Origin of the sequence: Corallococcus sp. BB11-1 (genome assembly GCF_026626625.1) — a bacterium.
In the GTDB taxonomy this organism is placed as follows: domain Bacteria; phylum Myxococcota; class Myxococcia; order Myxococcales; family Myxococcaceae; genus Corallococcus; species Corallococcus soli.
This window is the reverse complement of record NZ_JAPNJY010000028.1, coordinates 160638-185854: the sequence shown is the minus strand read 5'-3', so window position 1 is coordinate 185854 and position 25217 is coordinate 160638. Positions and strand designations below refer to the sequence as shown.

The 25217-nt window shown below is 69.9% G+C and carries 22 protein-coding genes; 18 read left to right on the top strand and 4 right to left on the bottom strand.

The genetic code is table 11. The features are described from left to right. Positions 1-22: 22 nt before the first annotated feature. Positions 23-550 carry a hypothetical protein gene (locus OV207_RS22305; protein ID WP_193428259.1) on the top strand — a complete coding sequence of 176 codons (528 nt, stop codon included), beginning with the start codon at positions 23-25 and terminating at the stop codon, positions 548-550. A gap of 72 nt (positions 551-622) precedes the next feature. Further along, entirely contained in the window at positions 623-1093 is a 471-nt protein-coding gene (locus OV207_RS22300) for a nuclear transport factor 2 family protein (RefSeq protein ID WP_193428260.1), read from the top strand. Between the two features lie 14 nt (positions 1094-1107). Here the strand turns inward: OV207_RS22300 and OV207_RS22295 are convergent, their stop codons facing one another. Further along, positions 1108-2076: a homoserine kinase gene (locus tag OV207_RS22295; protein WP_267557121.1), complete on the bottom strand. Its 969-nt coding sequence runs from the start codon at positions 2074-2076 to the stop codon at positions 1108-1110. A 142-nt stretch (positions 2077-2218) separates the two neighbouring features. Between OV207_RS22295 and OV207_RS22290 the strand changes: the two genes are divergently transcribed. Continuing rightward, positions 2219-3805, top strand: coding sequence for a tetratricopeptide repeat protein (locus OV207_RS22290; RefSeq protein ID WP_267557119.1), 1587 nt, complete (start codon positions 2219-2221; stop codon positions 3803-3805). Positions 3806-3865: 60 nt separating this feature from the next. On the opposite strand, the gene OV207_RS22285 is transcribed toward OV207_RS22290, so the two are convergent. From OV207_RS22285 to OV207_RS22275, 3 genes are all read right to left on the bottom strand, one after another. Next, positions 3866-4357 (bottom strand): hypothetical protein, encoded by a 492-nt coding sequence (locus tag OV207_RS22285; protein ID WP_193428263.1) that lies wholly within the window; start codon positions 4355-4357, stop codon positions 3866-3868. Position 4358: 1 nt separating this feature from the next. Further along, positions 4359-5696, bottom strand: coding sequence for a cyclic nucleotide-binding domain-containing protein (locus OV207_RS22280; protein ID WP_267557118.1), 1338 nt, complete (start codon positions 5694-5696; stop codon positions 4359-4361). 66 nt (positions 5697-5762) lie between these two features. Beyond that, positions 5763-7712 carry an FHA domain-containing protein gene (locus OV207_RS22275; RefSeq protein ID WP_267557116.1) on the bottom strand — a complete coding sequence of 650 codons (1950 nt, stop codon included), beginning with the start codon at positions 7710-7712 and terminating at the stop codon, positions 5763-5765. Between the two features lie 279 nt (positions 7713-7991). Here OV207_RS22275 and OV207_RS22270 point away from each other — a divergent pair, with 279 nt between their 5' ends. From OV207_RS22270 to OV207_RS22200, 15 genes are all read left to right on the top strand, one after another. Beyond that, entirely contained in the window at positions 7992-9476 is a 1485-nt protein-coding gene (locus tag OV207_RS22270; protein ID WP_193428266.1) for a TldD/PmbA family protein, read from the top strand. 28 nt (positions 9477-9504) lie between these two features. Beyond that, entirely contained in the window at positions 9505-10851 is a 1347-nt protein-coding gene (locus tag OV207_RS22265; protein WP_267557115.1) for a TldD/PmbA family protein, read from the top strand. A gap of 63 nt (positions 10852-10914) precedes the next feature. Continuing rightward, entirely contained in the window at positions 10915-11925 is a 1011-nt protein-coding gene (locus tag OV207_RS22260) for a ParB/RepB/Spo0J family partition protein (RefSeq protein ID WP_267557113.1), read from the top strand. 46 nt (positions 11926-11971) lie between these two features. Continuing rightward, entirely contained in the window at positions 11972-13378 is a 1407-nt protein-coding gene (locus tag OV207_RS22255; RefSeq protein WP_267557111.1) for a sigma-54-dependent transcriptional regulator, read from the top strand. Between the two features lie 212 nt (positions 13379-13590). After that, positions 13591-14505, top strand: coding sequence for a type II secretion system protein GspC (gene gspC, locus OV207_RS22250; protein WP_193428270.1), 915 nt, complete (start codon positions 13591-13593; stop codon positions 14503-14505). Between the two features lie 25 nt (positions 14506-14530). Next, positions 14531-17149, top strand: coding sequence for a type II secretion system secretin GspD (gene gspD / locus OV207_RS22245; protein WP_267557109.1), 2619 nt, complete (start codon positions 14531-14533; stop codon positions 17147-17149). Between the two features lie 4 nt (positions 17150-17153). Then, positions 17154-18980 carry a type II secretion system ATPase GspE gene (gene gspE / locus OV207_RS22240; protein WP_193428272.1) on the top strand — a complete coding sequence of 609 codons (1827 nt, stop codon included), beginning with the start codon at positions 17154-17156 and terminating at the stop codon, positions 18978-18980. A 6-nt stretch (positions 18981-18986) separates the two neighbouring features. Continuing rightward, the gene (gene gspF, locus OV207_RS22235; RefSeq protein ID WP_267557108.1) at positions 18987-20243 is read left to right on the top strand and encodes a type II secretion system inner membrane protein GspF; all 1257 of its coding nucleotides are present in this window, start codon (positions 18987-18989) and stop codon (positions 20241-20243) included. Positions 20244-20263: 20 nt separating this feature from the next. After that, positions 20264-20410 (top strand): hypothetical protein, encoded by a 147-nt coding sequence (locus OV207_RS22230; protein ID WP_193428274.1) that lies wholly within the window; start codon positions 20264-20266, stop codon positions 20408-20410. A 72-nt stretch (positions 20411-20482) separates the two neighbouring features. Beyond that, positions 20483-20902, top strand: a complete 420-nt coding sequence (gene gspG, locus OV207_RS22225; RefSeq protein WP_193428275.1) for a type II secretion system major pseudopilin GspG — start codon at positions 20483-20485, stop codon at positions 20900-20902. A gap of 61 nt (positions 20903-20963) precedes the next feature. Continuing rightward, positions 20964-21440 carry a type II secretion system protein GspG gene (locus tag OV207_RS22220; protein WP_193428276.1) on the top strand — a complete coding sequence of 159 codons (477 nt, stop codon included), beginning with the start codon at positions 20964-20966 and terminating at the stop codon, positions 21438-21440. Positions 21441-21448: 8 nt separating this feature from the next. After that, complete coding sequence (locus OV207_RS22215) at positions 21449-22168, top strand: prepilin-type N-terminal cleavage/methylation domain-containing protein (protein ID WP_193428277.1); 720 nt, start codon at positions 21449-21451, stop codon at positions 22166-22168. Next, complete coding sequence (locus OV207_RS22210) at positions 22165-23097, top strand: type IV pilus modification PilV family protein (protein ID WP_193428278.1); 933 nt, start codon at positions 22165-22167, stop codon at positions 23095-23097. The genes OV207_RS22215 and OV207_RS22210 overlap by 4 nt, the downstream gene beginning before the upstream one ends. Beyond that, positions 23094-23768 (top strand): type II secretion system protein GspJ, encoded by a 675-nt coding sequence (locus OV207_RS22205; RefSeq protein ID WP_193428279.1) that lies wholly within the window; start codon positions 23094-23096, stop codon positions 23766-23768. The genes OV207_RS22210 and OV207_RS22205 overlap by 4 nt, the downstream gene beginning before the upstream one ends. Then, on the top strand, positions 23768-25216 hold the full coding sequence (locus OV207_RS22200; RefSeq protein ID WP_193428280.1) for a general secretion pathway protein GspK: 1449 nt from the start codon (positions 23768-23770) through the stop codon (positions 25214-25216). The genes OV207_RS22205 and OV207_RS22200 overlap by 1 nt, the downstream gene beginning before the upstream one ends. Position 25217: the final 1 nt, after the last annotated feature.

Here is a 25217-nt window from a genome sequence, read left to right as displayed (position 1 = left end):
ACATCCCGGAGGTGGACGGCGCATGCAGTTCGTCAAGAAGCAGCGGATCCAGGGCACGGTGGACGAGGTGGAGCGCGCGCTCCTCGACGAGCGCTACTTCCCCTTCCTGCTCCAGCACCACGGCGTGCTGCTGGAGTTGCAGCCCCTGGAGGTGAAGGCGGACGGCGACCGCGTGCACCGCAAGGTGCGCTATCGCCCCAAGCCCGTCATCGCCACCATCGGCACCAAGAAGGTGCCGCCCGAGTGGTTCGCCTTCATCGAGACGTCCACCTACGACAAGCGCAAGAAGGAGCTGTCGTTCACCAACACGCCCACGTCCCAGACCATCTCCAACATGATGGTCAACAACGGCGTGCTGCGCCTGCGCGACCTGGGCAACGGGGAGACGGAGCGCACCATGGACGGGGAGATCAAGCTCAAGCTCCCCTTCCTGCTCAAGGCCGTGGCGTTCATCGGTGAGAAGGTCATCGAGTCCGAGGGCCTGAAGATCCTCGACAACGAGGTGCCCGTCCTCAACCGCTTCATCGCCGAAGTCATCCGCGCCAAATAGTCAAAGCGCGCTTCACCGGCGGGGCCTGGGAATGGGTTGACACCCATGCGGTTGAACCCATAAGGCCCCGCCATGCACAACCGCTTCCTCGCCCTCTGCGCCGTCTTCCTCCTGGCCGCGTGCGCCCCGAAGCGCATTCCCGGCACGGAGTTGCAGGACACCGACGACACCCGCGCCATCCTCGCCGTCATGGAGCGCTACCGCGCCGCCCTGGAGGCGCGAGACGCGAAGGCCATCCAGTCCCTGGTGTCCCCGAAGTTCCGCGACGATGGCGGCACCGAGGGCCCGGAAGACGATCTCACCGCCGCCAACATGGGCGCCCACCTGGAGGCGCTCTTCCAGAAGCTCCAGAACCCCAAGGTGGAGATCAACGTCCGCCGCGTGGAGATCCGCGAGGACGAAGAGGTCGCCTCCGCCATCTACTACTGGAACGCGTCCTGGCGCATGCCCGGCCTCAACGCCCGGCCCCAGCAGGACTCGGAGCTGGAGCAGATGGTGTTCCAGAAGGTCGACGGCGACTGGAAGATCGTCTCCGGCATCTAGGCCGTCACACGACGTCACACGCCGATGAGCGCGCGCAGCCCGTCCGGCCCCAGGCCGCCCAGGGCCCGCGCCCGTGACAGGTACGTGCGGTAGTCCTTGGGCGCGAGCTTGTCCGCGCCCAGCGGCGACAGGTGGTAGTCGCGGATGCGGCTCGCGGTGAAGCGCACCGCGCCGTAGAGGGCGTGGCCGAAGAGCGCCGCCTTCTCCACCTCCGCCAGCGGCCGGGCGTCCTGGTAGCCGCGCAGGAGGGCCTGGCACAGCGCGGGCTGGTAGCCGGCCTCGAAGCACCACGCGTTGAGGGTGATGGCGACGTCGCGGGTGTACGCGTCCACGCAGGCCATCTCGAAGTCGAAGAAGGCCCCCACCCGGTCGCCCAGCCACTTCACGTTGTCCAGGAAGAGGTCCGCGTGGATGACGCCCCGGGGCTCCAGGCCCTGGTGCTCCGCCGCCGCGCGCGCAAGCAGCCCCTCCAGCTCCGCCGCCACCGCCGCCAGCTCCGGCTCCGACCGCTGCCGCAGCCCGGTGAGCCAGCCCGCCACCACCTCCGGGCCATAGGGGTTGTCGCGCGAGCCACCGAAGGACTGCGTGGTGCGGTGCAGCTTGCCCAGCTCCAGGCCCAGTTGCTCCAGCAGCTCCGGCGTCAGTCGGGCCCGGGTGAGCTCCTCGCCCGCCAGCCACTTGAAGACGCTGATCCTCCCGCCGTGCAGCTCCAGGAAGGGGTCGGGGCCCGTCGGCACGAGCAGCACCGGCGCCGGGAAGCGCGCGCGCGCCAGGTGCTCCAGGAGCGCGGCCTCGAAGCGCAGGTCGTCAGGCGAGCGCACCGTGGTGTGGCGCACGAAGACGCGGCCCGCGTCCGTCTCCAGCCGGTGGTTGGTGTTGATGGAGCCCTGCGGGATGGGCGTCATCCCGCGCACGGTCCCCAGGCCGTATGCGTCCGCCACGCGGGTGAATGCCTCGGGGGGAAGTGTCGTGTAGACCGCCATCGCGTGCCTCCTGGGCTTGCCGCCCCGCCTGCGGGCAGCCCCCACCCGTTGACACCCCGGGAGGGCGGACCTATTTGTCCATGCCCGTCCTACTTCGCATAACTGTCTGAAAATCTTCAATCTTCGCGCGTGAGGCCACCCCATGGACACGTCGGGTCGCGGTGACTGGAAGCGTCGCGAGGGCCTGGGCAGTGCGTTGCTCCAGATTGGCGTCGTCGCGGTGGTGCTGGCCGCCGGGGTGACCTGGTACGTCCACCGCGGACAGGTGCGCCAGGAGGTGGACGCGCACCTGCGCGCAGCCCGCGCCGCGGCCCTGAAGGGCAACCCGAGCGACCTGGCCATGGCGCAGCAGCAGCTGGAGACGCTCTTCACGCTCTCCCCCGACTCGCGCGACGCGCGCGCCCTGTCCGCCGACATCCAGACGGTGCTGTGGCTGGACCACCACCAGCCCGGCGCGGACGCGAAGGCGCGCGAGCAGCTGGACAGGGCGGAGGCCATGGGCTCCCGCTCCGGCGAGCGCTACGGCGCGCGCGTCCTGCTGCTCGTGGGCGAGGGCAAGACGGCCGAGGCCCAGACGCTGCTGGACGGGCTCAAGGCGCAGGGCGCCAACAGCCCCAAGCTGACGCTCGCGCAGGCGCGGCTGCTGCAACGGCAGGGGCGGCTGTCGGAGGCCCGGCAGGCCTTCGCGCGCGCGGCGGAGGGGGCCTGGAGGGACCCGCGCTTCTCCACGGCCTACGGCGAGGTCCTGCTCGACGAGGGGCTGTTCCCCCAGGCGGTGGAGGCCTTCTCGCGGGCCACCTCCGCGAACCCGGACCACCTGCTGTCGAAGGTGACGTCCGCGCTGGCGCAGCTGTACGCGGGCAGGAACCCGGACAGCGTGAAGGTGACGCTGGACGAGCTGCGCACGCGCGGCAAGGAGCTGACGCCCGCGCTGAAGGCCCGCCTCGCGGTGGCCCAGGCGGAGGTGGCGCTGGCGAGGGGCGCGCCCGACGAGGCGCTCCCGCTGACGGACGCGGCGCTCAAGGACTCGCCGGACGAACACTACGCCCTCTTCACCCGGGCGCGCGCGCTGGCGGCGAAGCGCGCCCCGGAGGCCCGCGCGGCCTTCGAGGCGGCCGTGGCGAAGCATCCCACCGCGCCCCTGCTGGCCCTGGACGGCGCGCGCCTGCTCCAGGCCCAGGGGGACGGCGAGGGCGCGCTGGCGCTGCTGGAGACCTACGAGAAGACCTTCCGCGACGTGAAGGTGGGCACCTCGGACGGCAAGTCGGTGGCGGCGCTGGACCGGGATGACCGGTACTGGCTGGCGCGCGGCGGGGTGATGGAGCTGGCGGGCCGGCAGGACGACGCGCTCGCGGCCTATGACAAGGCGCTGGCGGCGCGCGGCGTGGGGCTGGCGAAGGCGCAGTATGCCAAGGGCGCGCTGCTGCTCGCGCGCAAGGACTTCGAGGGCGCCCGGGCGCTGCTGTCCGCCGTGGCCCCGGACACCGGCGCGGGCAGCATGCCGGAGGCGTACGCGGCGCTGGGTGAGCTGCTCTTCGCCCAGGGCGACTTCGCCGCCGGGTGCCAGCAGCACTACTTCGCCCTCGTGCGCGCCCGGGCCCAGGGCACGCCGCCGGAGCTCATCGCCACGAAGGCCAACGACATCAAGAAGCGCCTGGAGACGTCCGGCCAGCCCGCCATGGCCAAGGCGTGGCTCACGGAGGCCGGGCCGCTGTTCCAGCAGAACTAGCGCGCGCCGGAGGCGTCGTGCCTGGGACGTGCTCCCAGGCATGCTCGCCGGCCGCGAGCGCTACAGGAGTTCGGAGGGATCCAACCGGCGCTGCTTCGCCTTCATCACGCGCCACTCCCCGTCGGCTTCCTTCTCGAAGACGCCCTCGATGGAGTAGGCGTTGAGGACGCTGTCGCGCGCCAGGTCCTCCAGCTTGTCCGCCTGCGAGCGGCCGAAGATGAAGCGCGCCTCGAAGTCGGCCTGCGTGGGCGTCACCTCGTGCACCTGGATGTCGGTGGTGAAGATGCGGACCCACTGACCGCGCAGCACCTGCGCGGCCAGGATGCGGTGCACGTCCTGGCGGCTCCAGCCGTCCGTCGTCTTGAAGCGCTCGGACACGCCCTCCATCACCCCGCCGACGTCCTTCTCCTCCGCGGAGCGCGTCATCGCGATGATGCGCCGGGTGACCGCGTCCTTCACCCCCGGCTCCTCCCGGGGCCAGAGGAAGAGCACCAGCCCGGCGGCCAACAGCGCCGCCATGCCGCTCACCACCCGCGAGCGCGTCACCACCATCTCAGGCAGCCCCGGTTTCCGGCTCCAGCATCATGTCGTCCGCGTCGATGATCTCCAGCGGACGCAGCGCTTCGCCAATCTGCTTCAGGCGCCGGTCGGACAGCTGCTCCAGGTACGTGCGGATGTTGGGGAAGGCCTGCACCAGTTGGTGGAAGGCGTTGCGCTCCAGGTACGCCGACGCCGTCTTGCGCGGCACCAGCACCGTGGCCGTGGCGCGCAGGCCGGTGAGGAGCGAAATCTCTCCCGCCACCTCGCCCTCGCGCAGCACGCCCAGCGTCACCACGCCGCCCGCCGGGTCCTCCTTCTGCACCACCAGCTCTCCGGCCAGCACCAGGAAGAGCCCCGGCGAGTGCTCGCCCTCCACCAGCACCTTCTCGCCGGCCTGGAGGGGCCGGAAGGTGAAGCGCTGGAAGAGCGCGCCCCGCTCCGACTCCGGGAGCTGCTGGAACAGGGGCGAGTTCGCCATCAGGTTGCGCATCATGCGCTGCTGGGCGAAGTCCGCCAGCAGCTGCGGCACCGCCGGGTGGCTCTTGGCCACCGCGTTGAGGTGCTCGCGGCGGATTTCGAAGACCTCCGAGTCCGACACCGCCGTCACCGTGGCGGTGGGCGCCGCGCCCGTCAGCAGCGCCAGCTCCCCGAAGATGGACCCGCCGCCCAGGAAGCCCAGGGTGCGGTCCTCGCCCTCCGCCTTGCGCGTCACCTCCGCCTTGCCCGCGACCAGCACGTACAGGTGGTCGTCCGGCTCTCCCTCGCGGCTGATGACCTCCTCCGCCTTGATGGTGCGCCACACCATGCGCCCCACCAGGTCGATGAACGCCTCCCGGTCCAGGTCCGCGAACAGCGGCAGCGGCGGCCGGCCCTGGGGGTCGGCGTTGCCGCCGGTGTCCGGCGCGGCCAGCACTTCGATGGCGCGGTTGGACAGCTCCTCGCCCAGCAGGCCCATCAGGTCCGTGTCCACCTTGCCGTCGTACAGGTGCTCCGGCGGCAGGGGCGGCGGCACCGCGGCGCGGCCCCGGGCGTGGCGCGCGGCGCGCGAGTGCACCCGCGCCAGCGTCTCCTTCAGGCGCCGCTCGTTCGGCGACAGCTCCAGCGCCAGCTTGCACGCGGCCATCGCGCTCAACAGGTAGTCGCGGCGCAGCAGGCCCTCCGCGCACGCGTGGTACGCGGTGACGGCGCGCTCGCGCTCCCCCAGCTCCGCCAGGCACCGGGAGGCCAGCATGCGCGAGCGATGGTCCGCGGGCACCCGACGCACGGCCTCCGCGAAGGCGGCGAGGGCGCGCTCGAACTGGCGCTCCTCGAACAGGTCCATGCCCAGCTCACGCAACGACGACTCACTCATCCATGTCTCCAGACCCACCACGACGAACCGAAAACCAACGAGGCCGCCCACCGGCGGCCCGGGGCGCTACGAACCGCCGGCCTTCTGCAGCTCGCTCAGCGCCATCTCCGCCTTGCGCTTCACGTCCGAGCCCTCCGCGGACGACTCGATGACGATCTTGAACGTCTCCGTCGCCATCGAAGGGTCGCGGTCACGAGCGATGTACGCCGACAGGTACAGCTCTTCCACCTTCTTCTGCAGCTCGTCCAGCCCGTTCCTGGCGCGCGAGTCGCCGGGGTTGAGGCGCAGGGCCTCCCGGAAGCTGCGGCCCGCCGCCGGGTACTCCTTGCGCTTGAAGGCGGACTGCCCCGCCGCCACCGACGCGGACGCCAGCTCGTTGTCGAGCGTGTCCCCCAGCGAGCCCGCGAAGCCGATCTGCCGGTACACCTCCGCCGCGCGGCGCAGGGGCTTCACGGAGGCCTCCAGCGCGTTGCTCTCGTACTTCTTCTGGCCTTCCTCGAAGGCGGAGCGGAACTGGGGGATGAGCTTCTTGAGCGCCCGGGCCCGGGCCTGCACGTCCGCCTCCGCCCGGTACTTGTCCATCACCCGGTCCACCTCCAGCGTCGCGCGCTGGAAGTCCCCGCCGTTGAAGCGGCGCTCCACGTCCTCGAAGGCCTGCTCCACGAACTGCGCGCGCCGCTGCTTCGCGTTCTCCGCCGCCGCGGCCCGGTTGGCGCCGGCCTGCCGCACCGCCTGCGCCGCCTCCCTGGCGAGCGCCGCGTCCAGCTCCGCCAGCCGCGTCTCGTAGGGGGGACGGGTGTCCTCCTGGAGCTGCGGGATGAGCGTGCGGACCTGCTCCGCGTCGCGCGCCGTCAGCGCCGCCTCCACCAGCCCCACGGTGTAGGCCTGCTCCTTCGTCTCCAGCTCCTTCTTGAGCTCGTCGCGCTCCGCGTCCGTCCGCGCGGTGCCCTCCGGCGTGTTGCCCAGCCGGGCGCGCGCGTCGTCGTAGCGGTTCTCCGCGATGAGGCCGCGCGCCTCCTTGAAGGCCTCCACGATGTCCTGCAGCCGCTGCGCGCCCTTGCCCACGCCGTCCGCGTCGATGCCGGCGTGCACCTTCTCCGCCTCCGCGGCGAAGCGCACGGCGTCCGGGTACTCGCCGTCACGCACCTTGTCGCGCGCCTTCTGCATCAGCTCCGTGGCGCGCTTCAGGCTGGGGTTCTCCGGCGGAGGCGGCGGCGGTCCACCGCGCCCCGACATCGCCAGGCCCACCATCATCAGCACCACCACCGTGCCGACGACGGCGGCGCCCACCTTCATCTTGAAGTCGAACTTGATGCCCTCGCGCGCCGGGGAGCGCACCGGGCGCGGCCGGGGCACGCCCGCCTTGCGCGCCTTCTCGTCGCGCATCAGGTCCGCGAGCTTGTAGTTCGCGTTCGTCTTCTCATCCAGGCGCGGGTCCTTCTTCTGCTCCTCCTGCTTCTTCTTCTCCGCGTCGTCCTCGCCGGACTCCGCCTTGGCGCGCATCTCCTTGATGAGCTCGCCCTCGTCCACGAACCTCAGGCGCGTCTTGCCCACGGAGATCTCATCCCCGTGCTTGAGGATGCACTCGTCGACCTTCTGGTCGTTCACCTGGGTGCCGCTGATGCCGCCCAGGTCGCGCATCACGACGCCGCTCTCGCCATAGACGAGCTCGATGTGGCGCCGGGACACCGTCTGGTCGCCCAGGGCGAAGTCGCAGTCCTTGCTGCGCCCCAGCACCATGCGCACGCCCTTGAAGCGCTTCTTGCGCCCCTTGTCGGGCCCGTCCAGCACCAGCACCAGCACGGGGGGACCGGCGCGCGTCGTCTCGGAGTTGTCCTCGTCCTCCTCCGGGGCCTCCTCCGCCTCCGGGCGCACGTCCGCGATGGACGCCACCCGCGTCTCACCCGTGCGCGAGCGCTGCGGCTCCGCCTCGCCGTACAGCTCCGGGTCTCCGCCCTCATCCATCCCCTCTTCGCCCGACAGGGGCGCGGACCAGTCTTCGTCCGGGACGGCCACGCGGCGGGAGTCCCCACCGGCGGGAGATTTGGGACGGCGTTCCGCCGTCGAGCCACCGGAACGGCCGGTGCCCGAACGCGACGACGGTGATGGACGGCGAGGAGGCATGGATGGGTCCAGGTTGAAGCGGACGCCATCTTAGAGCGCCGACCCCACGGTGGGAATGCGCTCCCACCGTTCCTTTCAGGGAAGACCGGGCCCCCGCGGACCGTTGGCCCGCAACGCCACCCCGTCCCGATGTAGGTTTACCCCATCCCCGCTCCCTCACGAGACACGCCCATGCCCGCAGCCGCTCCCGCGTCCCCGAGGCGCGCCCGTCCCGCCCAGCTCGCCCCCCTGGCCGCGCGCCAGGCCCTCCCCTCCCCGCTCCTCCCCCCTGGCCTGCTGGAGCGGCTCCTGGCGGAGGCCATGGGCCGGGGCGCCGACTTCGCGGAGGTCTACGTGGAGCGCACCTCCACCACGGCGGTGGTCCTGGAGGAGTCGCGCATCAAGAGCGCCCAGGTGGGCCTGGTGCAGGGCGTGGGGGTCCGGGTCATCACCGGCGCCAAGGTGGGCTACGCCTACTCCGACGACTGGGACGAGCCCGCCCTGTTCCGGGCCGCGCGCACCGCCGCGATGATCTCCCAGGGCGGCGGCGCCGAGCGCGCCTTCCCCATCAAGCGTGTCGCGGTGCCCAGCCACTACCGGGTGGCGCAGGCGCTGGAGGACGTGGCGGTGGCCCGGAAGACGGCGCTGCTCACCCGCGCGGACAAGGCCGCCCGCGCCTTCGATTCGCGCATCCAGCAGGTGAACGCGTCCTATGTGGATCAGACGCGGCACATCGCGGTGGCCAACACCACCGGCCGCTACAGCGTGGACACCCAGGACCAGTCCCGCATGAGCGTGCACGTGGTGGCCCTGGGCAAGGGCGGCGAGCGGCGCACCGGCATGTACGGCAGCGGCGGCCGGGTGTCCTTCTCCTACTGGGACGGCGTGACGCCGGAGAGCGTGGCGGAGGAGGCGGCGCGCCAGGCCATCGCCACGCTGGGCGCGGTGGACTGCGTGGCGGGCCCCCAGACGGTGGTGCTGGCGCCGGGCTGGAGCGGCATCCTGCTGCACGAAGCCGTGGGCCACGGCCTGGAGGCGGACTTCATCCGCAAGGGCACCTCGCTGTTCGCTGGCAAACTGGGGGAGAAGGTGGCCTCCGACCTGGTGACCGTGATTGACGACGGCACGGTGTCCAACGCGCGCGGCTCCATCAACATCGACGACGAGGGCAATCCGGGCGAGCGCAAGGTCCTCATCGAGAACGGCGTCCTCAAGGGCTACCTCTTTGATCAGCTCAACGCGAAGCTGATGAACCAGCGCACCACGGGCAGCGGCCGGCGCGACTCGTTCAAGAGCCTGCCCCTGCCGCGCATGACGAACACCTTCCTGGCGCCCGGGGACCACGCGCCGGAGGACATCCTCAAGGAGGTGAAGCGCGGCCTGTACTGCGCCACCTTCGGGGGCGGGCAGGTGGACATCAGCAACGGCAACTTCGTCTTCGAGGTCAGCGAGGCCTACCAGATTGAAGACGGGAAGCTGGGCCGCCCGGTGAAGAACGCCATCCTCATCGGCGTGGGGCCGGAGGCGCTGAAGAACATCAGCCGCGTGGGAAGCGATCCGATGCCGGACCCCGGCATGGGCATCTGCGTGAAGGACGGGCAGATGCTGCCCGTGGGGGTGGGCCTGCCCACCGTGCGCATCGACAACGTCACCGTGGGCGGCACGAAGGTCGGCTGAAGGCCGGCTCTTTCGAGGAAACGACAACGTGAACTACGAACAGCTCGCGAAGAAGATCGTCCAGCGCGCCGTGAAGCGGGGCGCCAAGCAGGCCGAAGCGTATCTGGAGGTGGGCCGCCAGAGCAGCGTGCGCGTCCGCGAAGGCCAGATTGAAGACCTCACGGAGGCCACCAGCAAGGGCGTGGGCGTGCGCGTCTTCGTCAAGGACCGGCTGGGCTTCGCATACACCTCCGACTTCACGACGGCCGGACTGGAGCGCGTGGTGGACCTGGCCGTGCAGTTGGCGGAGGCCGCCGCGCCCAGCAAGTTGAACGGCCTGCCGTCCGCGAAGGACCTGGGCAAGCGGGGCGACACCGGCCTGCTCTTCGACCCGAAGGTCGCGAACCTCCCCGGCGACTGGAAGATCAACGCGGCCCTGGAGGCGGAGCGCGCGGGCCGGGCCGAGGACGCGCGCGTGGCCACGTTCGACTCCGTGTCCGCGGGCGACTTCGTGTCGGAGGTGTACCTGGCCTCCAGCGAGGGCGCGACGGGCGGCTACTCCGGCACGTACGTGTACCTGGTCGCCGTCCCCGTGGCGGCCCAGGACGGGCAGCTCCAGACGGGCTTCTGGTTGGACTACAAGCGCTTCTTCGACGACCTGGAGTCGCCGGAGTCCATTGGCCGGCAGGCCGCGAAGCGCGCCGTGCGCATGCTGGGCGCGAAGTCCGTCAAGACGTGTCAGGTGCCGGTGGTGTTTGATCCGCTGGTGGCCGCGAACTTCGTGCAGAACATCGCCCAGGCCGCGGACGGCAACGCCGTGTACCAGCGCTCCAGCGTCCTGGCCGAGCACGTGGGCAAGCGGCTGGCGGGCAACCACATCACGCTGGTGGATGACGGCCTGCTGCCCCGGGGGCTCGCCACCGCGCCCTTCGACGGGGAAGGCGTCCCCACCCGGCGCACCCCCATCCTGGACAAGGGCGTGCTGTCCGGCTTCCTCTACGACGCCTTCACCGCGCGCAAGGCGAAGGCGCGCACCACGGGCAACGCGTCGCGCGGCTACAGCGCGCTGCCGGGCATCGGCACCACCAACCTCTACCTGGAGCCGGGAGCGCAGTCGCCGGAGGACATCGTCCGCCAGGTGCCCCGGGGCCTGTACGTCACCGCCCTGCTCGGCCACGGCGCGGATCCGGTGTCCGGCGACATGTCCTGCGGGGCCAACGGCCTCTGGATTGAAAACGGAGAGCTGACCCACCCGGTGCAGGAAGTCACCGTGGCGGGCAACCTCCTCCAGATGCTCAAGGACGTGGACGCGGTGGGCAGCGACCTCCAGTTCCGGGGCGGCTCGGCCGGAGCGCCCACTGTCCGCTTCCGACAGCTCACCGTCTCCGGAGCCTAGCCCGCGGAGCTTCGTGGCCTACGCTGACGGCCCTTCACGCTCCGGCAAGGAGGGTCCGTCCGCATGGCCGCGAAGTCCGCCCGCAAGTCCGCCCCCGCGAAGTCGAAGTCGGCCACCCCGCGCAAGCCCCGGCGCAAGAAGGCCGAGCCGAAGTCGCGGGGCCTGTCCGCCTCCGACGTCGCCAGCGAGTCCGTCGCCTTCCCGGACGAGCTCCTCCAGGCGGTGCGCCAGGACGGCGGGGAGGTGCTGGCCGTCTACCGCGATCCGCTGGGCGGGCACCCCGTCGTCTTCGCCGTGCTGCCCATCGACAAGGTGGAGCCCACGCCCTACCAGCGCGACCTGTCCGAGCCCCACGTCAAGCGGCTCGCCACCGCCATGGAGCGCCTGGACCGCTTCCTGGACCCCGTCATCGCCGTGCGCGTGCAGGGCCGCTACTGGACGCCCAACGGCAACCACCGCCTGCACGCGAGCCGCCTGCTGGGCGCGAAGTCCATCGTCGCGCTGCTGCTGCCGGAAGAGGACGTGGCCTATCAAATCCTGGCCCTCAACACGGAGAAGGCCCACAACCTGAAGGAGCGCTCGCTGGAGGTCATCCGCATGGCGCGGGGCCTGGTGGGCGCGGGCCGCCCGGGCAGGGAGTCCGCCTACGGGCACCTCTTCGAGGAGCCGTCCTTCCTCACCCTGGGCGCCGCCTACGAGAAGCGCCCCCGCTACTCCGCCGGCGCCTACCACCCCTTCGTCAAGCTGGTGGAGGGCTTCCAGGAGCTGCCCCTGCCGGAGGCCCTGGCCCTGCGCGACGCCCGCGCGGAGCGCCTGCTGGAGCTGGACGACGCGGTGGTGGCCATCGTCGCGGCCCTCAAGGAGCGCGGCCTCCAGAGCCCGTACCTCAAGAACTTCGTCGTCGCCCGCCTCAACTTCCTGCGCTTCCGCAAGGACGGCGCGCCTCCCACCTTCGACGCCACCGTGGAGCGCATGCTGGCCAGCGCGAAGCGCTTCAACGTGGACAAGGTCCGCCGCGAGGACATCGGCCGCATGGGTGGGGGCCCCCTGGAACCGGACGAAGAGCACGCCTGAAGGGAATGGGGATTGCAGGGTGGGAGTAGAAGAGGCCTTGCACCCCATGACTGCTCCCACCGTCCTGGTCGTCGACGACGACCGCGCCAATCTCGACTCGGTCGCCCGCATCTTCCAGCGGGAGGGCTTCGCCACGCTCGCCGCCGCGCAGGGCACGGAGGCCCTGGAGCTGCTCCGGCGCCCCGAGGTCAGCGTCATGGTCACCGACCTGATGATGCCCGGCATGGACGGCCAGGAGCTGCTCAAGGCCAGCCGCACCATCCGCCCGGACGTGGAGGTGGTGCTGATGACCGCCTACGGCACGGTGGAGACGGCCGTGGCCGCCATGAAGGACGGCGCCTACGACTTCATCACCAAGCCGCTCAAGCGCCACGCCCTGGTGAAGGCCGTGCAGAAGGCGCTGGAGAAGCAGGCCCTGGTCCAGGAGAACACCTCCCTCAAGGCCAAGCTCGCGGAGATCAACCCGTCCGGCGGCCGCGCCATGGTGGGCCAGTCCCCCGCCTTCCGCGCCATGCTGGACACCATCCGCCAGGCGGCCCCCTCCACCGCCACCGTGCTGCTGCTGGGCGAGTCCGGCACCGGCAAGGAGCTGGCCGCCCGCGCGCTGCATGAGCACTCCGCCCGCGCGCGCCAGGCCTTCATCGCCGTCAACTGCGGCGCCATCCCGGAGAGCATCCTGGAGGCGGAGCTCTTCGGCGTGGAGCGCGGCGCGTACACCGGCGCGGTGGCCCGGCGCGAGGGCCGCTTCGAGCGCGCCCACGGCGGCACCCTCTTCCTGGATGAAGTCGGGGAGATGCCCCTGGCCGCGCAGGTGAAGCTGCTGCGCGTGTTGCAGGAGGGAGAGCTGGAGCGGCTGGGCGGTACGCAGACGGTGAAGGTGGACGTGCGGCTCGTCGCCGCCACCAACAAGGACCTGCAGAAGGAGGTGGCGGAGGGCCGCTTCCGCGAGGACCTCTACTACCGCCTGCACGTCGTGGAGATCCGCGTGCCCGCGCTGGCGTCGCGCCGCGAGGACATCCCGCTGCTGGCGGAGGCGTTCCTGCGCCGCTTCGCCGCGAAGAACGGCAAGGTGCTGCGCGGCTTCTCCCCGGACGCGCTGGGCGTGCTGGAGAACTACGCGTGGCCCGGCAACGTGCGCGAGCTGGAGCACGCCGTGGAGCGCGCCGTGGTGCTCGCGAGGACGGACGTGCTGGAGGCCAGCGACCTGCCGGAGTCCGTGCGCAAGGGCCCGCTGGGCTCGGCCGGCCAGCTCGTCATCCCCATCGGCACCCCCATGGAGGAGATTGAGCGGCGCGTCATCCATGAAACCCTGCGCCACACCAAGGGCGACAAGACGCTCGCCGCCCGCCTGCTGGGCATCGCCGCGCGCACCATCTACCGCAAGCTGGAGCGCGAGCAGCTGGGGCCGGACGCGCCCCCCGCCCCTCTCTCCCCTCCCGGGTCGGTGGAGTGAGCGGCGGACTGACAGGCCGTCACACCGGCCCCCGCCCGCTTTTGACAAATTGTCCGGACGCGTTGTCAGCCCTGCGCCCCCAGCCGGGCCCGCGTCCTATTCCGAAATAATTTCGCGTACTTGGCCGTAAGTCCTGGGTTTCCCACCCGCCCAGCGATGGCACCTGCCTTGCTCACGGTCCCATGTGGGGCTGGCTTTCTCCCGGAAGCGTGATGGAACTCTTCTTTCGTAAATACTTCTGGAGCGTGAACCTGCTGTTCATCCTGCTCGTCGCCCTGCTGGCGGCGCGCACGGTGAACCTGTTCGTCGAATCCTCCATCTCCCCCTCCCCCGCGTCGGAGGCGCCCGCCCGCGTCGCGCAGCGCACCCACACCGCGGACACGGCGCTCGCGTCCATCGACGCGGAGCGGCTGTCCAGGCTCACCGGCGTGAAGCTGCCGGAGCCGGAGGTCGCGGTGAAGGCGCCGGACGAGACCCGGCCGGAGTTCGACGCCAACGCGCCGCCGGCCAAGAGCAGCCTGCGCGTGAAGCTGCTGGGCACGCTCGTCGCCAGCAATCCGGACTGGTCGTTCGCGTCCATCCAGGACATGACGACGCAGCGCTCGCAGACGTACATGATTGGCAACGACCTGATGGGCGCGACCATCATGGAGATCGAACGCGAGCGCGTCATCATCAACAACGGCGGCCGCAAGGAGTTCATCGACGGGCAGCCCGGGGATGGCGCCGTCGCCGCCTACACCCCGCCCCCCGTCGCCGCGCCGGCCAACACCACGGGCATCGGCAACGGCATCAAGTCCACCGGGGAGAACGAGTACGAAGTCCCCAAGGCGGAGATCGACAAGACGTTGAGCAACCTCAACGACGTGGCCATGCAGGCGCGCATCGTGCCCGCCTTCAAGGATGGTCAGGCGGTGGGCTTCAAGCTGTTCTCCATCCGCCCGGATTCCATCTATTCGAAGATCGGCGTCCAGAACGGTGACGTCATCCGTCGCATCAACGGCTTCGACCTGAACAGCCCCGAGAAGGCGCTGGAGGTCTACTCGAAGCTGAAGGACTCCTCCCGCATCGAGATCGAGATCGAGCGCAACGGAGCGCCGATCCGCAAATCCTACAACGTCCGTTAAACACCCCGTCAGCGCCCGCTCCTCCATGAAGACGCTCCCGTCCTGGATGCTCTGTCTGTGCCTCGCGCTCTCCGTCCCCGCGTGGGCCCAGCGCCGTCCTTCGCAGCCCGGTACGCCTCCCGCCTCGGATGAGCGCGACCGGACCATCACCCCGCAGCCCACCACCCCGCCGGCCCGCGGCACGGCCACCGCCTCCCCGGAGGCGAACCAGGGCCCGCGCCAGACGCCCTCGTGCGAGGAGGCCCGGCGCCGCGCGCGCTACGGCATCTACTTCGACAAGGTGGACATCGAGAAGCTCGTCCAGACCGTGTCGGACGCCACCTGCCGCACGTTCATCCTCCCGGAGAACGTGCGCGGGAAGATCTCCATCATCGGTCCGGAGAACGGCCGCGTGGAGGTGGACGCGGACTCGTTCTACTCCGCGTTCCTGGCCGCGCTCGACGCCAACGGGCTCGCCGTCTACCCGTACGGCCGCTTCCTGAAGATCGTGGACAAGCGCTCCGCGAAGCAGAACCCCATCCCGACGATCGTGGACGAGTCGACGCCGTACACCACGAACGAGCAGATGATCACCAAGCTGTTCAAGATCAAGTACGTGGAGGTGGAGCCCCTGCGCGGCGTGCTCCAGCAGCTCGTGTCCAAGGACGGCGACACCATCCCGTACCCGCCGGACACCATCATCATCAACGACGTGGGCTCCAACATCCACCGCCTGGAGCGCCTCATCAACCAGCTGGACAGCCGCTCCTCCAGCGATGAGATGCGCATCATCCAGGTGCAGTACGCCACCGCCCAGGACGTGGCCAACACCGTCCAGAAGCTCTTCGAGGCGAAGGCGGGCGCGCGCCCCGGCCAGCGCCCCGGCAGCTTCCCGCAGGGCACCCCCGGCCAGCCCCCCGGCCCCGAGGGCGGCGTCGCCCCGGGCAGCGGCACCGACACGGGCGGCGCGGTGACGCTGTCGCAGATCATCCCGGACGAGCGCACCAACAAGCTCATCGTCGTCGCCAGCCCCGCGGCCTTCGGCCGCATCCAGGACCTGGTCAACGAGATCGACATCCCGTCGGAGACGGGCAACAAGATCCAGGTCTACCCGCTGGAGAACGCCAACTCGGAGGAGCTGGCCAGCACGCTCCAGTCGCTGGCGCAGGGCACCGCCAACCGCCCGCAGCGCGGCCCCGTGGTGCAGCAGCCCCAGGGCATCCCGCGCGGGAACACCACCCAGGCCGCGGAGCTGTTCAGCGGCGAGGTGAAGATCTCCGCCGACAAGGGCACGAACTCGCTCGTCATCGTCGCCAGCCCGTCCGACTACAAGAACATCGTCAAGATCATCCAGCAGCTGGATCAGCCGCGCCGCCAGGTGTTCGTGGAGGCCGTCATCATGGAGGTGAACCTGGACCGCAACAGCGAGTTCGGCATCAACTTCCACCAGGGCTTCAGCCTCAAGACGGACGACGGCGCCATCCCCGGCATCTTCGGCACCAACTACGGCGGCGGCGGCGTGCCCCCGTCCTTCTCCCTGGCGAACCTGGCCAGCATGGGCGGCTTCCTCGCCGGCATCCAGGGCCCCGTCCTGCCGGAGCTCAAGAACCTGGGCATCGACATCCCGGCGTTCGGCGTGGTGCTCAACGCCATGCAGCAGTCCTCCGACGTGAACGTGCTGTCCACGCCGCACCTGCTCACCAGCGACAACGAGGAGGCGGAAATCACGGTGGGCCAGAACGTGCCCTTCCAGTCCGGCTTCAACCCCACCAGCCTGGGCAGCTCCGTCACGGGCGGCGCCGGTGGCACGGGCGGCCTCGCCCCGTCGCTGCTGGGCTCGCTGGGCGGCCTGGGGTCGCTGTACGCGCCCATCACCCGCCAGAACGTGGAGCTGAAGCTCACCGTGAAGCCGCAGATCAACGAGAGCGACTACATCCGCCTCGTCATCACGGAGCAGACGGAGGAGATCGCCTCGTCGGACCCGGTGCTCGGCCCTACCACGTCGAAGCGCAGCGCGAAGACGACGGTCATCGCCAAGGACATGGAGACGGTCGTCATCGGCGGCATCATGCAGGACCGCACCCTGGAGTCCGTCTCCAAGGTCCCGGTGCTGGGTGACATCCCGCTCTTGGGCCACCTGTTCCGCGACACCACGCGCCGCAAGACGAAGACGAACCTGCTGCTGTTCCTCACGCCCTACATCATCCGCGGCCAGGAGGACTTCCGGCGCATCTTCGAGCGCAAGATGAAGGAGCGTCAGCAGTTCGTGGAGCAGTTCTACGGCCAGGTGCCCGGCTACGACGTGGCCGTGGACTTCAGCCGCAAGCCCGGCCCGCTGTCGCGCATGAACCAGTCCGTCATCAAGGAGGAGCAGCGCGTGGAGAACGGCGGCCCCGGCACCTCCAACGAGCGCGTCATCCGCCCCGCCGGCAGCCCGGCCGCCCCCTCCCCGTCCCCCTCGCGGCCGGGTGGGCAGGCGCCCGCCTCGCCGGAAGGCACGGGCCCCGCCCCCGAGGGTGAGCAGGCGCCGCGAAATTTAGAGGCGGCGCCGGACGGTTCAGAAAGACCCGTACCCACGACACCGGCTCCGCAGCCCGAGGTGATCGCGCCCGCTCCGGACGCCGACACCGACCGGCTGCGCATCCAGCCGGAAGATGGGGAGTAAGTCCATGAACCTGACCGCCGACCCCACGACCCTTCAAGCCGCCGACGCGTCCACCGACGGTGTGGGCGGCCGCAACGACTCCACCCAGGTCGTCGCCCACGGGCAGGCGTACCTGTGCGGACGGCCGCTCGGAGAGATCCTCCGCGCGCTCGTCCCCGCCCTCACCCCGGAGAAGATCCAGGAGGCGCTCACCGCGCAGCCGGAGAAGGGCCTCCGGCTGGGCGAAATCCTGGTGGGCATGAAGGCGGTCACCGACGAGGACGTGGCGCGCGCGCTCGGCCACCAGCTGGACCTGCCCTACCTCCAGCGCATCTTCACGGAGGAGGTGGACGCGGACCTGGTCAAGCGCATCCCCATCAACTTCGCCCGCCAGACGAAGCTGCTGCCGCTGTCCATGGAGGGTGACGAGGTCATCCTCGCGGTGGCGGATCCACTGGACACCGCGGCCCTGGACCACGCGCGGCTGCTGCTGGGCCAGAGCATCCAGCCCCGCATCGCGATGGCCTCCACCATCGTGGACGCCATCAACAGCGTGTACGACCGCTCGGTCAACGAGACCGCGGACCTCGTGGACGAGATGGAGACCACGGAGGACCTGGACTCGCTGGCGCACGAGCTGGAGGAGCCCAAGGACCTGCTGGACGCGGACGACGAGGCCCCGGTCATCCGGCTGGTCAACTCCGTGCTCTTCCGCGCCGCCAAGGAGCGCGCGAGCGACATCCACATCGAGCCCATGGAGCGCGAGCTCCTGGTGCGCTTCCGCATCGACGGCGTGCTCCAGGAGGTCATCAAGCCTCCCAAGCGCTACCAGAACTCCATCATCGCGCGCGTGAAGGTGATGGGGCAGCTCAACATCGCGGAGAAGCGCCTGCCGCAGGACGGCCGCATCCGCATCAAGCTGGCCGGCCGCGACATCGACATCCGTCTGTCCACCACGCCCACGTCCTTCGGCGAGCGCATCGTCATGCGTCTCTTGGACAAGACGGCGACGCTGCTGGACCTGGCCGAAATTGGCATGAGCCAGCAGGTGCTGGAGTCCATGCAGTCCGTCATCAAGCGCTCGCACGGCATCGTGCTGGTGACGGGGCCCACGGGCTCCGGCAAGACGACGACGCTCTACGGCGCGCTCTCCAAGATCAACACCTCCGACCTGAACATCCTCACCGTCGAGGACCCGGTCGAATACCAGCTCAAGGGCATTGGCCAGATGGCCATCGCCCCGAAGATCGGCCTGACGTTCGCGCAAGGCCTGCGCTCCTTCCTGCGCCAGGACCCGGACGTCATCATGGTCGGTGAGATCCGCGACAAGGAGACGGCGGAGATCGCCATCCAGGCCTCGCTCACGGGCCACCTGGTGCTCTCCACCGTCCACACCAACGACGCGGCCGGCGCCGTCACCCGTCTGGTGGACATGGGCGTGCAGCCCTTCCTCGTGGCCTCGTCGCTCACCGGCATCCTCGCCCAGCGCCTCGTGCGCCGGGTGTGCCCGGACTGCCGCGCGCCCTACACGCCCACGGACGCGGACCTGAAGGAGCTGGGCTTCACGTTCAAGAGCTTCAAGGAGCGCTTCAACACCGACCGCATCTACAAGGCGGTGGGCTGCCCGTCGTGCAACCGCAACGGCTACCGCGGTCGCTCCGGCATCTACGAGTTCCTCTTCGTGGACGACGACGTGCGCCAGTTGGTGCTCAAGAACGTGGACGCGTCCACCATCAAGAAGTCCGCGCTCGCCAAGGGGATGATCACGCTCCTGGACGACGGCGTGCGGAAGATCGCCCTGGGCGAGACGACCATCGCCGAAGTGCTGAGCATCACGCAGGAGGACATCTAGTCCGCCATGCCCGTCTTCGAATACAGAGGCCTCGACTCCCACGGCAAGCAGAAGAAGGGCTTGCTGGAGGCGGACTCGCCCAAGACGCTGCGCTCCAAGCTGCGCGCGGACGGCATCTTCCTGACCGACGTGCTCGGGCAGGCGGAGGGCAGCCGCGCGGGCGTGTCCAAGGGCGCCAACGCGTCGCTCGTGGCGCGCGACGTGGACCTGCGCAAGCTGGCCGGCGGCCGCGTCAGCACGGAGGACGTCGCCATCCTCACCCGGCAGCTCGCGACGCTGCTGGGCGCGGGCGTCACCATCGTGGATTCGCTCAACGCGCTGGTGGACCAGGCGGAGAAGGAGCGCTTGAAGCGCGCCCTGTCCGACATCAAGCAGCGCGTGAACGAAGGCTCGTCCCTGGCGGACGCCTTCAGCCAGCACCCCAAGATCTTCCCCAGCATCTACATCAACATGGTGCGCGCGGGTGAGGCCTCCGGCGCGCTGGACACGGTGCTGCTGCGGCTGGCGGACTTCACGGAGAACCAGGCGAAGCTCCAGCAGAAGATCATCGGCACCATGCTCTACCCCGCCATCATGCTGCTGGTGGGCGGCGGCATCCTGGTGCTGCTGATGGTGTTCGTCGTGCCGAAGGTGACGAAGATCTTCGAGACGATGAAGGCCACCCTGCCCCTGAACACGCGCATCCTGATTGGCGCGTCCAACTTCATGCAGGCGTGGTGGTTCCTGGTGGTTCCGTCCATCGTGGCGGGCTTCATCTTCTTCATGCGCTGGACGAAGAGCCCCAAGGGCAAGCCCAAGTGGGACCGCTTCACGCTCAAGGCGCCCATCGTCGGCAGCCTGGTGCGCCTGCTGGCCATCTCCCGCTTCGCGCGCACGCTGTCCACGCTGCTCAAGAGCGGCGTGCCCATGCTGGCCGCGCTGGACATCGTCAAGGCGGTGATGACGAACTCGGTGCTGGCGGACGCGGTGGAGAACGCCCGCGAGTCCATCCGCGAGGGCGAAAGCATCGCCACGCCCCTCAAGCGGTCCGGCCAGTTCCCGCCGCTCGTGTACCACATGGTCGCCATCGGTGAGAAATCCGGCCAGCTGGAGGACATGCTCCTCTCCGTGGCGGACTCCTACGAGACGCAGGTGAACGTGCGCATCGGCGCGCTCACCAGCCTCCTGGAGCCCATGCTCATCGTGGTGATGGGCGTGATGATTGCATTCGTGGCGCTCTCCATCCTGATGCCGATTCTGCAGGTGAACACGGCCATCCATTAGGAGGCGGAGAGCCCGAGCCCATGATGAACGACACGCTCGACCGGTGGATCCAACGCGCGACGCTGGTGGGGATGCTGGCCCTGGCCGCCACGCTGGCGACGGTGGGGGCCTCGCTGTATGCCCACCGGGACCCTCCCGCGGCCTCCGGACACCACGGCCCTCCCTGAAGCGCCCCTGACATCCCGACACACCCCAGGCCGGGTGGCCTGCCAGAAAGTCACCCGAAGGTGAGTGAAGACATGACGACGACGAACGCGAAGAAGCAGCAGCGCCGCAAGAACCGCGGCATGACCCTCATCGAGATCATGGTGGTCATCACCATCCTCGGGCTCATCGCGGCGGCGGTGGGCGTGGCCGTCATTCCGAAGCTGGAAGAGGCCAAGCAGGACACCGCGCGCCTGGACATCCGCAACATCCAGAGCGCGATGAAGCTCTACTACACGAAGAAGGGCTCCTACCCGGACACGGCCACGGGCCTCAAGGCGCTGGTGGACACCCAGAACCTGGAGCGCATGCCCACGGACCCCTGGGGCAAGGAGTACGTGTACATGAACGAGGGCGGCAAGCCGGTCATCACCAGCTACGGCGCCGACGGCAACCCGGGCGGCGAGGGCTCCGACGCCGACATCTCCTCCAAGGACTCGGCGGCCAAGCCGTAGCCCGTCGATTCTTCGCGAAGCAAAGCCGCGCCTCCCGCGTGTTGTCGTAGGAATGCCCGAGATGACTCCCGAGCACACTTCCTCACCGACGTCCGCGCGTGAGGCGCGTCCCGTTTCCGGCGCGCCCGGCCAGAAGGCCCGCGCCCCCTCCCCCCGCCTGGGCCGCCTGCTGCTGCTGGGCGTGTTCACCGGTGCCACCCTGCTCGCGTTCGCGCTGGTGTGGGCCACCGAGGACAACACCCTCACGCCCACGCAGCGCCAGGCGCGCGAGCAGATCCGCCGCCTGGAGGGCTTCTTCAAGGCCCACCACCGGCTGATGGGCTTTTTCCCCACCCAGGAGCAGGGCTTCACCCCGCTCATCGACTCCAAGGTGCTGGAGGGGCCGCCCATCGACCCGTGGGGCAACCCGTACGTCTACCGGATGTCGGGCAAGACGGGCGCCGTGCTGTCGCTGGGCTCCGACGGCCAGCCCGGCGGCACCGGCGACGCCGCGGACCTCTTCAGCGGCGGCATCGTGGCACAGGGGGTGCAGCCTTGACGTCCGCCATGTCCCCTCGTCCTGCCCGCCGCCGGGGTGCGCCCCGCGGTCTGACGCTGATTGAGATCACCATCGCCATCGCCATCGCGGCCGTGCTGTTCGCGGCGGTGACGGTGGGCATCGGCGCGCTCACCGGGGCCAAGGCGAAGGGCAGCGCGACGGAGCTCGCGGGCGTCATCCGCTCGCTCTACGACTCGGCGGCGCTCAGCGGCAAGACGTGCCGGCTGGTGTTCGTCATCCCGGACCCGAAGCGCGAGGAGCCCACGAAGTACCACGCCGAATGCGCCGCGGGCGGCATCACCACCGCGCGCGACCGGGACAACGCGCTGCGCGAGGACGAGCGCGACCGCGAGCAGGCGGCGCGCAGCGGCGGTGGACAGGATGACCGCAAGAACTACATGCGCTCGGACAATGCGTCACCGTCCGCGCAGGAGCTGATGGAGCAGGAGAAGACGCGCATCGAATCCCAGTCCACCTTCTCCGCGCACACCGCGGAGGAAATCTCTCCGCGCGAGCTGCCGTCGGGCGTGGCGGTGTCGGTGTGGACGCGCCATCAGCGCGAGCCGGTGGAGAGCGGCGTCGCCTACCTCTACTTCTTCCCGCAGGGGTACACGGAGAAGGCCATGGTGTTCCTGCGCCAGGGCGACAACGCGTGGACGCTGGACGTGTCACCCCTCACGGGCAAGGTGAACATCGCATCCGAGGCGCTGGAGGTGCCCCGCACATGAGACTTCCGACTCCGGGACGCGGCGGCTTCACGCTGCTGGAGACGATGGTCGCCATGGCCATCCTCAGCGTGGCGCTGATGGCCATCTTCGACCTCAACGCGGGCGCGGTCTCCAACCACGTCTACACCAAGCGGCTCACCGTCGCGTCGCTGCTGGCCCGCTCGAAGATGACGGACCTGGAGCAGACGCTCTACGACGACGGCTTCGACGTCGACGACGACGAGCAGTCCGGCGACTTCTCCGACGAGGGCTGGCCCCAGTTCAAGTGGCGCGCGCGCATCATCGCGCCCAAGACGGACGGCGTGACGCCGGACCAGCTCATCGGCGCCATCTTCAACCTGCCCATGGGCGGCGGCGGCGACAGCGGCGACCCGCTGGGCGGGCTCGCGGGCCTGTTCGGCGGCGCGGGCGGGGGTGACAAGGGCGGCGGCTCAGGCACCACCACGGCCAGCCCGCTGGGCGGGGCCGCGATGGGCATGGCGCAGCCCATGTTCACGCAGATGGTGGATCAGCTCACCAAGGCCGTGCGCGAGGTGCACCTCACCGTGTACTGGAAGGAAGGCACCCAGGTGGAGAGCGTGGACGTGGTGACGCACGTGGTGTCGCTGGGGCCCGGCGGCGACCGCAACGGCGGCTTCACGCCCAACGCGGCGGGCGGCGGCACGGCGGGCGCCCGGGACCAGTGGGTGGACGCCACCGGCCGCGTGGTGGACAACCCCATCCCCGGCCCCAACGGCGGCATGTTGGATCCGAACACGCGCCAGCCGCTGCGCAACCGCCAGCAGGTGCTGGATGAACTCAACCGGGGCGGCGGTCAGCAGCCGGGCACGGGCGGCATCAACCCGCGCGCGCCGGGCGGCGGCATCTTCGGCGGCGGACGCGGGGGCTTCCCCAACCTGCCGCTGCCGGGACGGGGGCCCATCCGATGAGACGGCACGCACGCGGCTTCACGCTGATGGAGATCATGGTCGCGGTGTCCATCACCGCGCTCATGGGCACCGTCGTGGCCATGGCCTTCCAGACGGGCATCAACGCCAAGGAGGTGGTGGAGGGCGAGGCGGAGCGCTACCGCATGGTGCGCGTGTCGCTCAACCGCATGGCGCGGGAGATCGGCTCCGCCTACGTGAGCGACCGCTACGACCTGCGCCGCTTCCGCGACCAGAACGACCGGCCCACCAACTTCGTGGGCGAACGCGACAAGCTGCTCTTCACCACGTTCTCGCACCAGCGCCTGTACACGGACGTGAAGGAGTCCGACCAGGCGGTGGTGGAGTACTTCGTGGAGAACTCCACGGAGCGCGCCACGCGCCAGCGCCTGGACCTGAAGCGCCGGGTGAACCCCAACGTGGGCGAGCGAATGGACCGGGGCGGCACCACGGACGTGCTCTTCGAGGGCGTCAAGAGCGTGGAGTTCGCCTACTGGGATTCGGAGAAGAAGGAGTGGGATGACGAGTGGGACACGCGGCGCACGGAGAAGAAGTCCATCCTCCCCACGCGCGTGCGCATCACCGTCGTCGCCCTGGACGAGTCGGGCAAGGAGGCGCGCTACACCACGCAGACGCGCATCGTGCTCAACACGGAACTGCCGAGGTTCAACTGATGGCCCCCTCCTTCTTCCGGCAGGTGTCCCGCCGTCGCAAGCAGGCCCCGGCCGCCGTCCAGGCCCCGGGCGCGCTGACCACGAAGGCCGTGCGCCGCGACAAGCGCTCGCGCGGCGTGGCGCTCATCATCGCCATCGTCTCCATCGCGCTGCTCACGGTGGTGGCCACGGAGTTCGCGTACAACAGCCGGGTGGACCTGCAGCTGGCGGCCAACCAGCGCGATGAAGTGCGCGCCTACTACATGGCCCGCTCGGGCCTGGCGCTGGGGCGGCTGTTGATGCGCTTCCAGAAGCAGGTGGACCAGACGCCCATCCCCAACCCCATGGCCATGCTGGGCCAGCTGGGCGCGATGATGGGCGGGGGCCAGGCGCCCGGCGCCGCGGGACAGGCGTTCCAGCCGCAGTCGCTCAACATCCAGCTGTGGAAGCTGGCGCGGGTGGACTGCCACATGCTCAAGGGGCTGGTGAAGAGCGAAGGCGCGCAGGTGGAGGACGACAGCGGCGGCGGCACCCGGAGCCGGCTGGAGAATGATCCGGTGGACGTGGACCCGAACTTCCAGATGGAGGACGGGGACGGTGCGGGCGGCGCGGCCGCGCAGATGGCGTCGCAGATGCAGCGCCGGTCCTTCGGCGGCTTCGAGGGCTGCTTCCTCGCGACCATCACCGACGAGGAGGAGAAGCTCAACGTCATGCGCCTGAACACCGGCGGCGCGGAGGCGCAGGCCACCGCGGCGCGCATGCTGGACATGCTCGGCGACAAGCGTTTTGAATTCCTCTGGCAGCAGGACGACGCGAACAAGGTGCGCTCCACGCCGGAGGAGACCCTCATCGCGCTGAAGGACTGGGCGGACGAGGACCCCTCGCAGTCGGCGCTCAACCGCCAGGACCCCACGAACCCCTTCGCCGTGGGCTTCGCGGACGAGGGCTCCCCCTACAGCCGCTACGAGCCGCGCTACGAGGTCAAGAACGGGCGCTTCGACAGCCTGGACGAGCTGTACCGCGTCCACGGCGTCAACGACCGCTTCATGGCGGCCTTCCGCGACCGGCTCACGGTGTACCCGGACATCAACTCCAAGCCGAACATCAACACCGACGACCCCATCATGCTGGGGCTGGCCATCATGTCCGCGGCGGACCCGAACCGTCCGGACCCGCGCCTGACGGATCCGGTGTTCCTCAACGAGCTCATCAGCCGCATCCGCGCCGCGCGCATGTTCAGCTTCTTCGGCATGTCGGTGCAGGACTTCCTGGGCGTGGTGGAGCAGGCGGGCATCGCGGTCAACCCGCTCATCAAGGGCAACGTCGCGCAGAACCGCTACCTGGGCGACAAGAGCAAGACATTCACCATCAAGTCCGTGGGAGAAGCGGGCAGCGTCCAGAAGACGCTCACCGCGGTCATCCGCCTGGACGACGGGCTGGGCAAGCTCGTGTATTACAGAGAGGAATAGC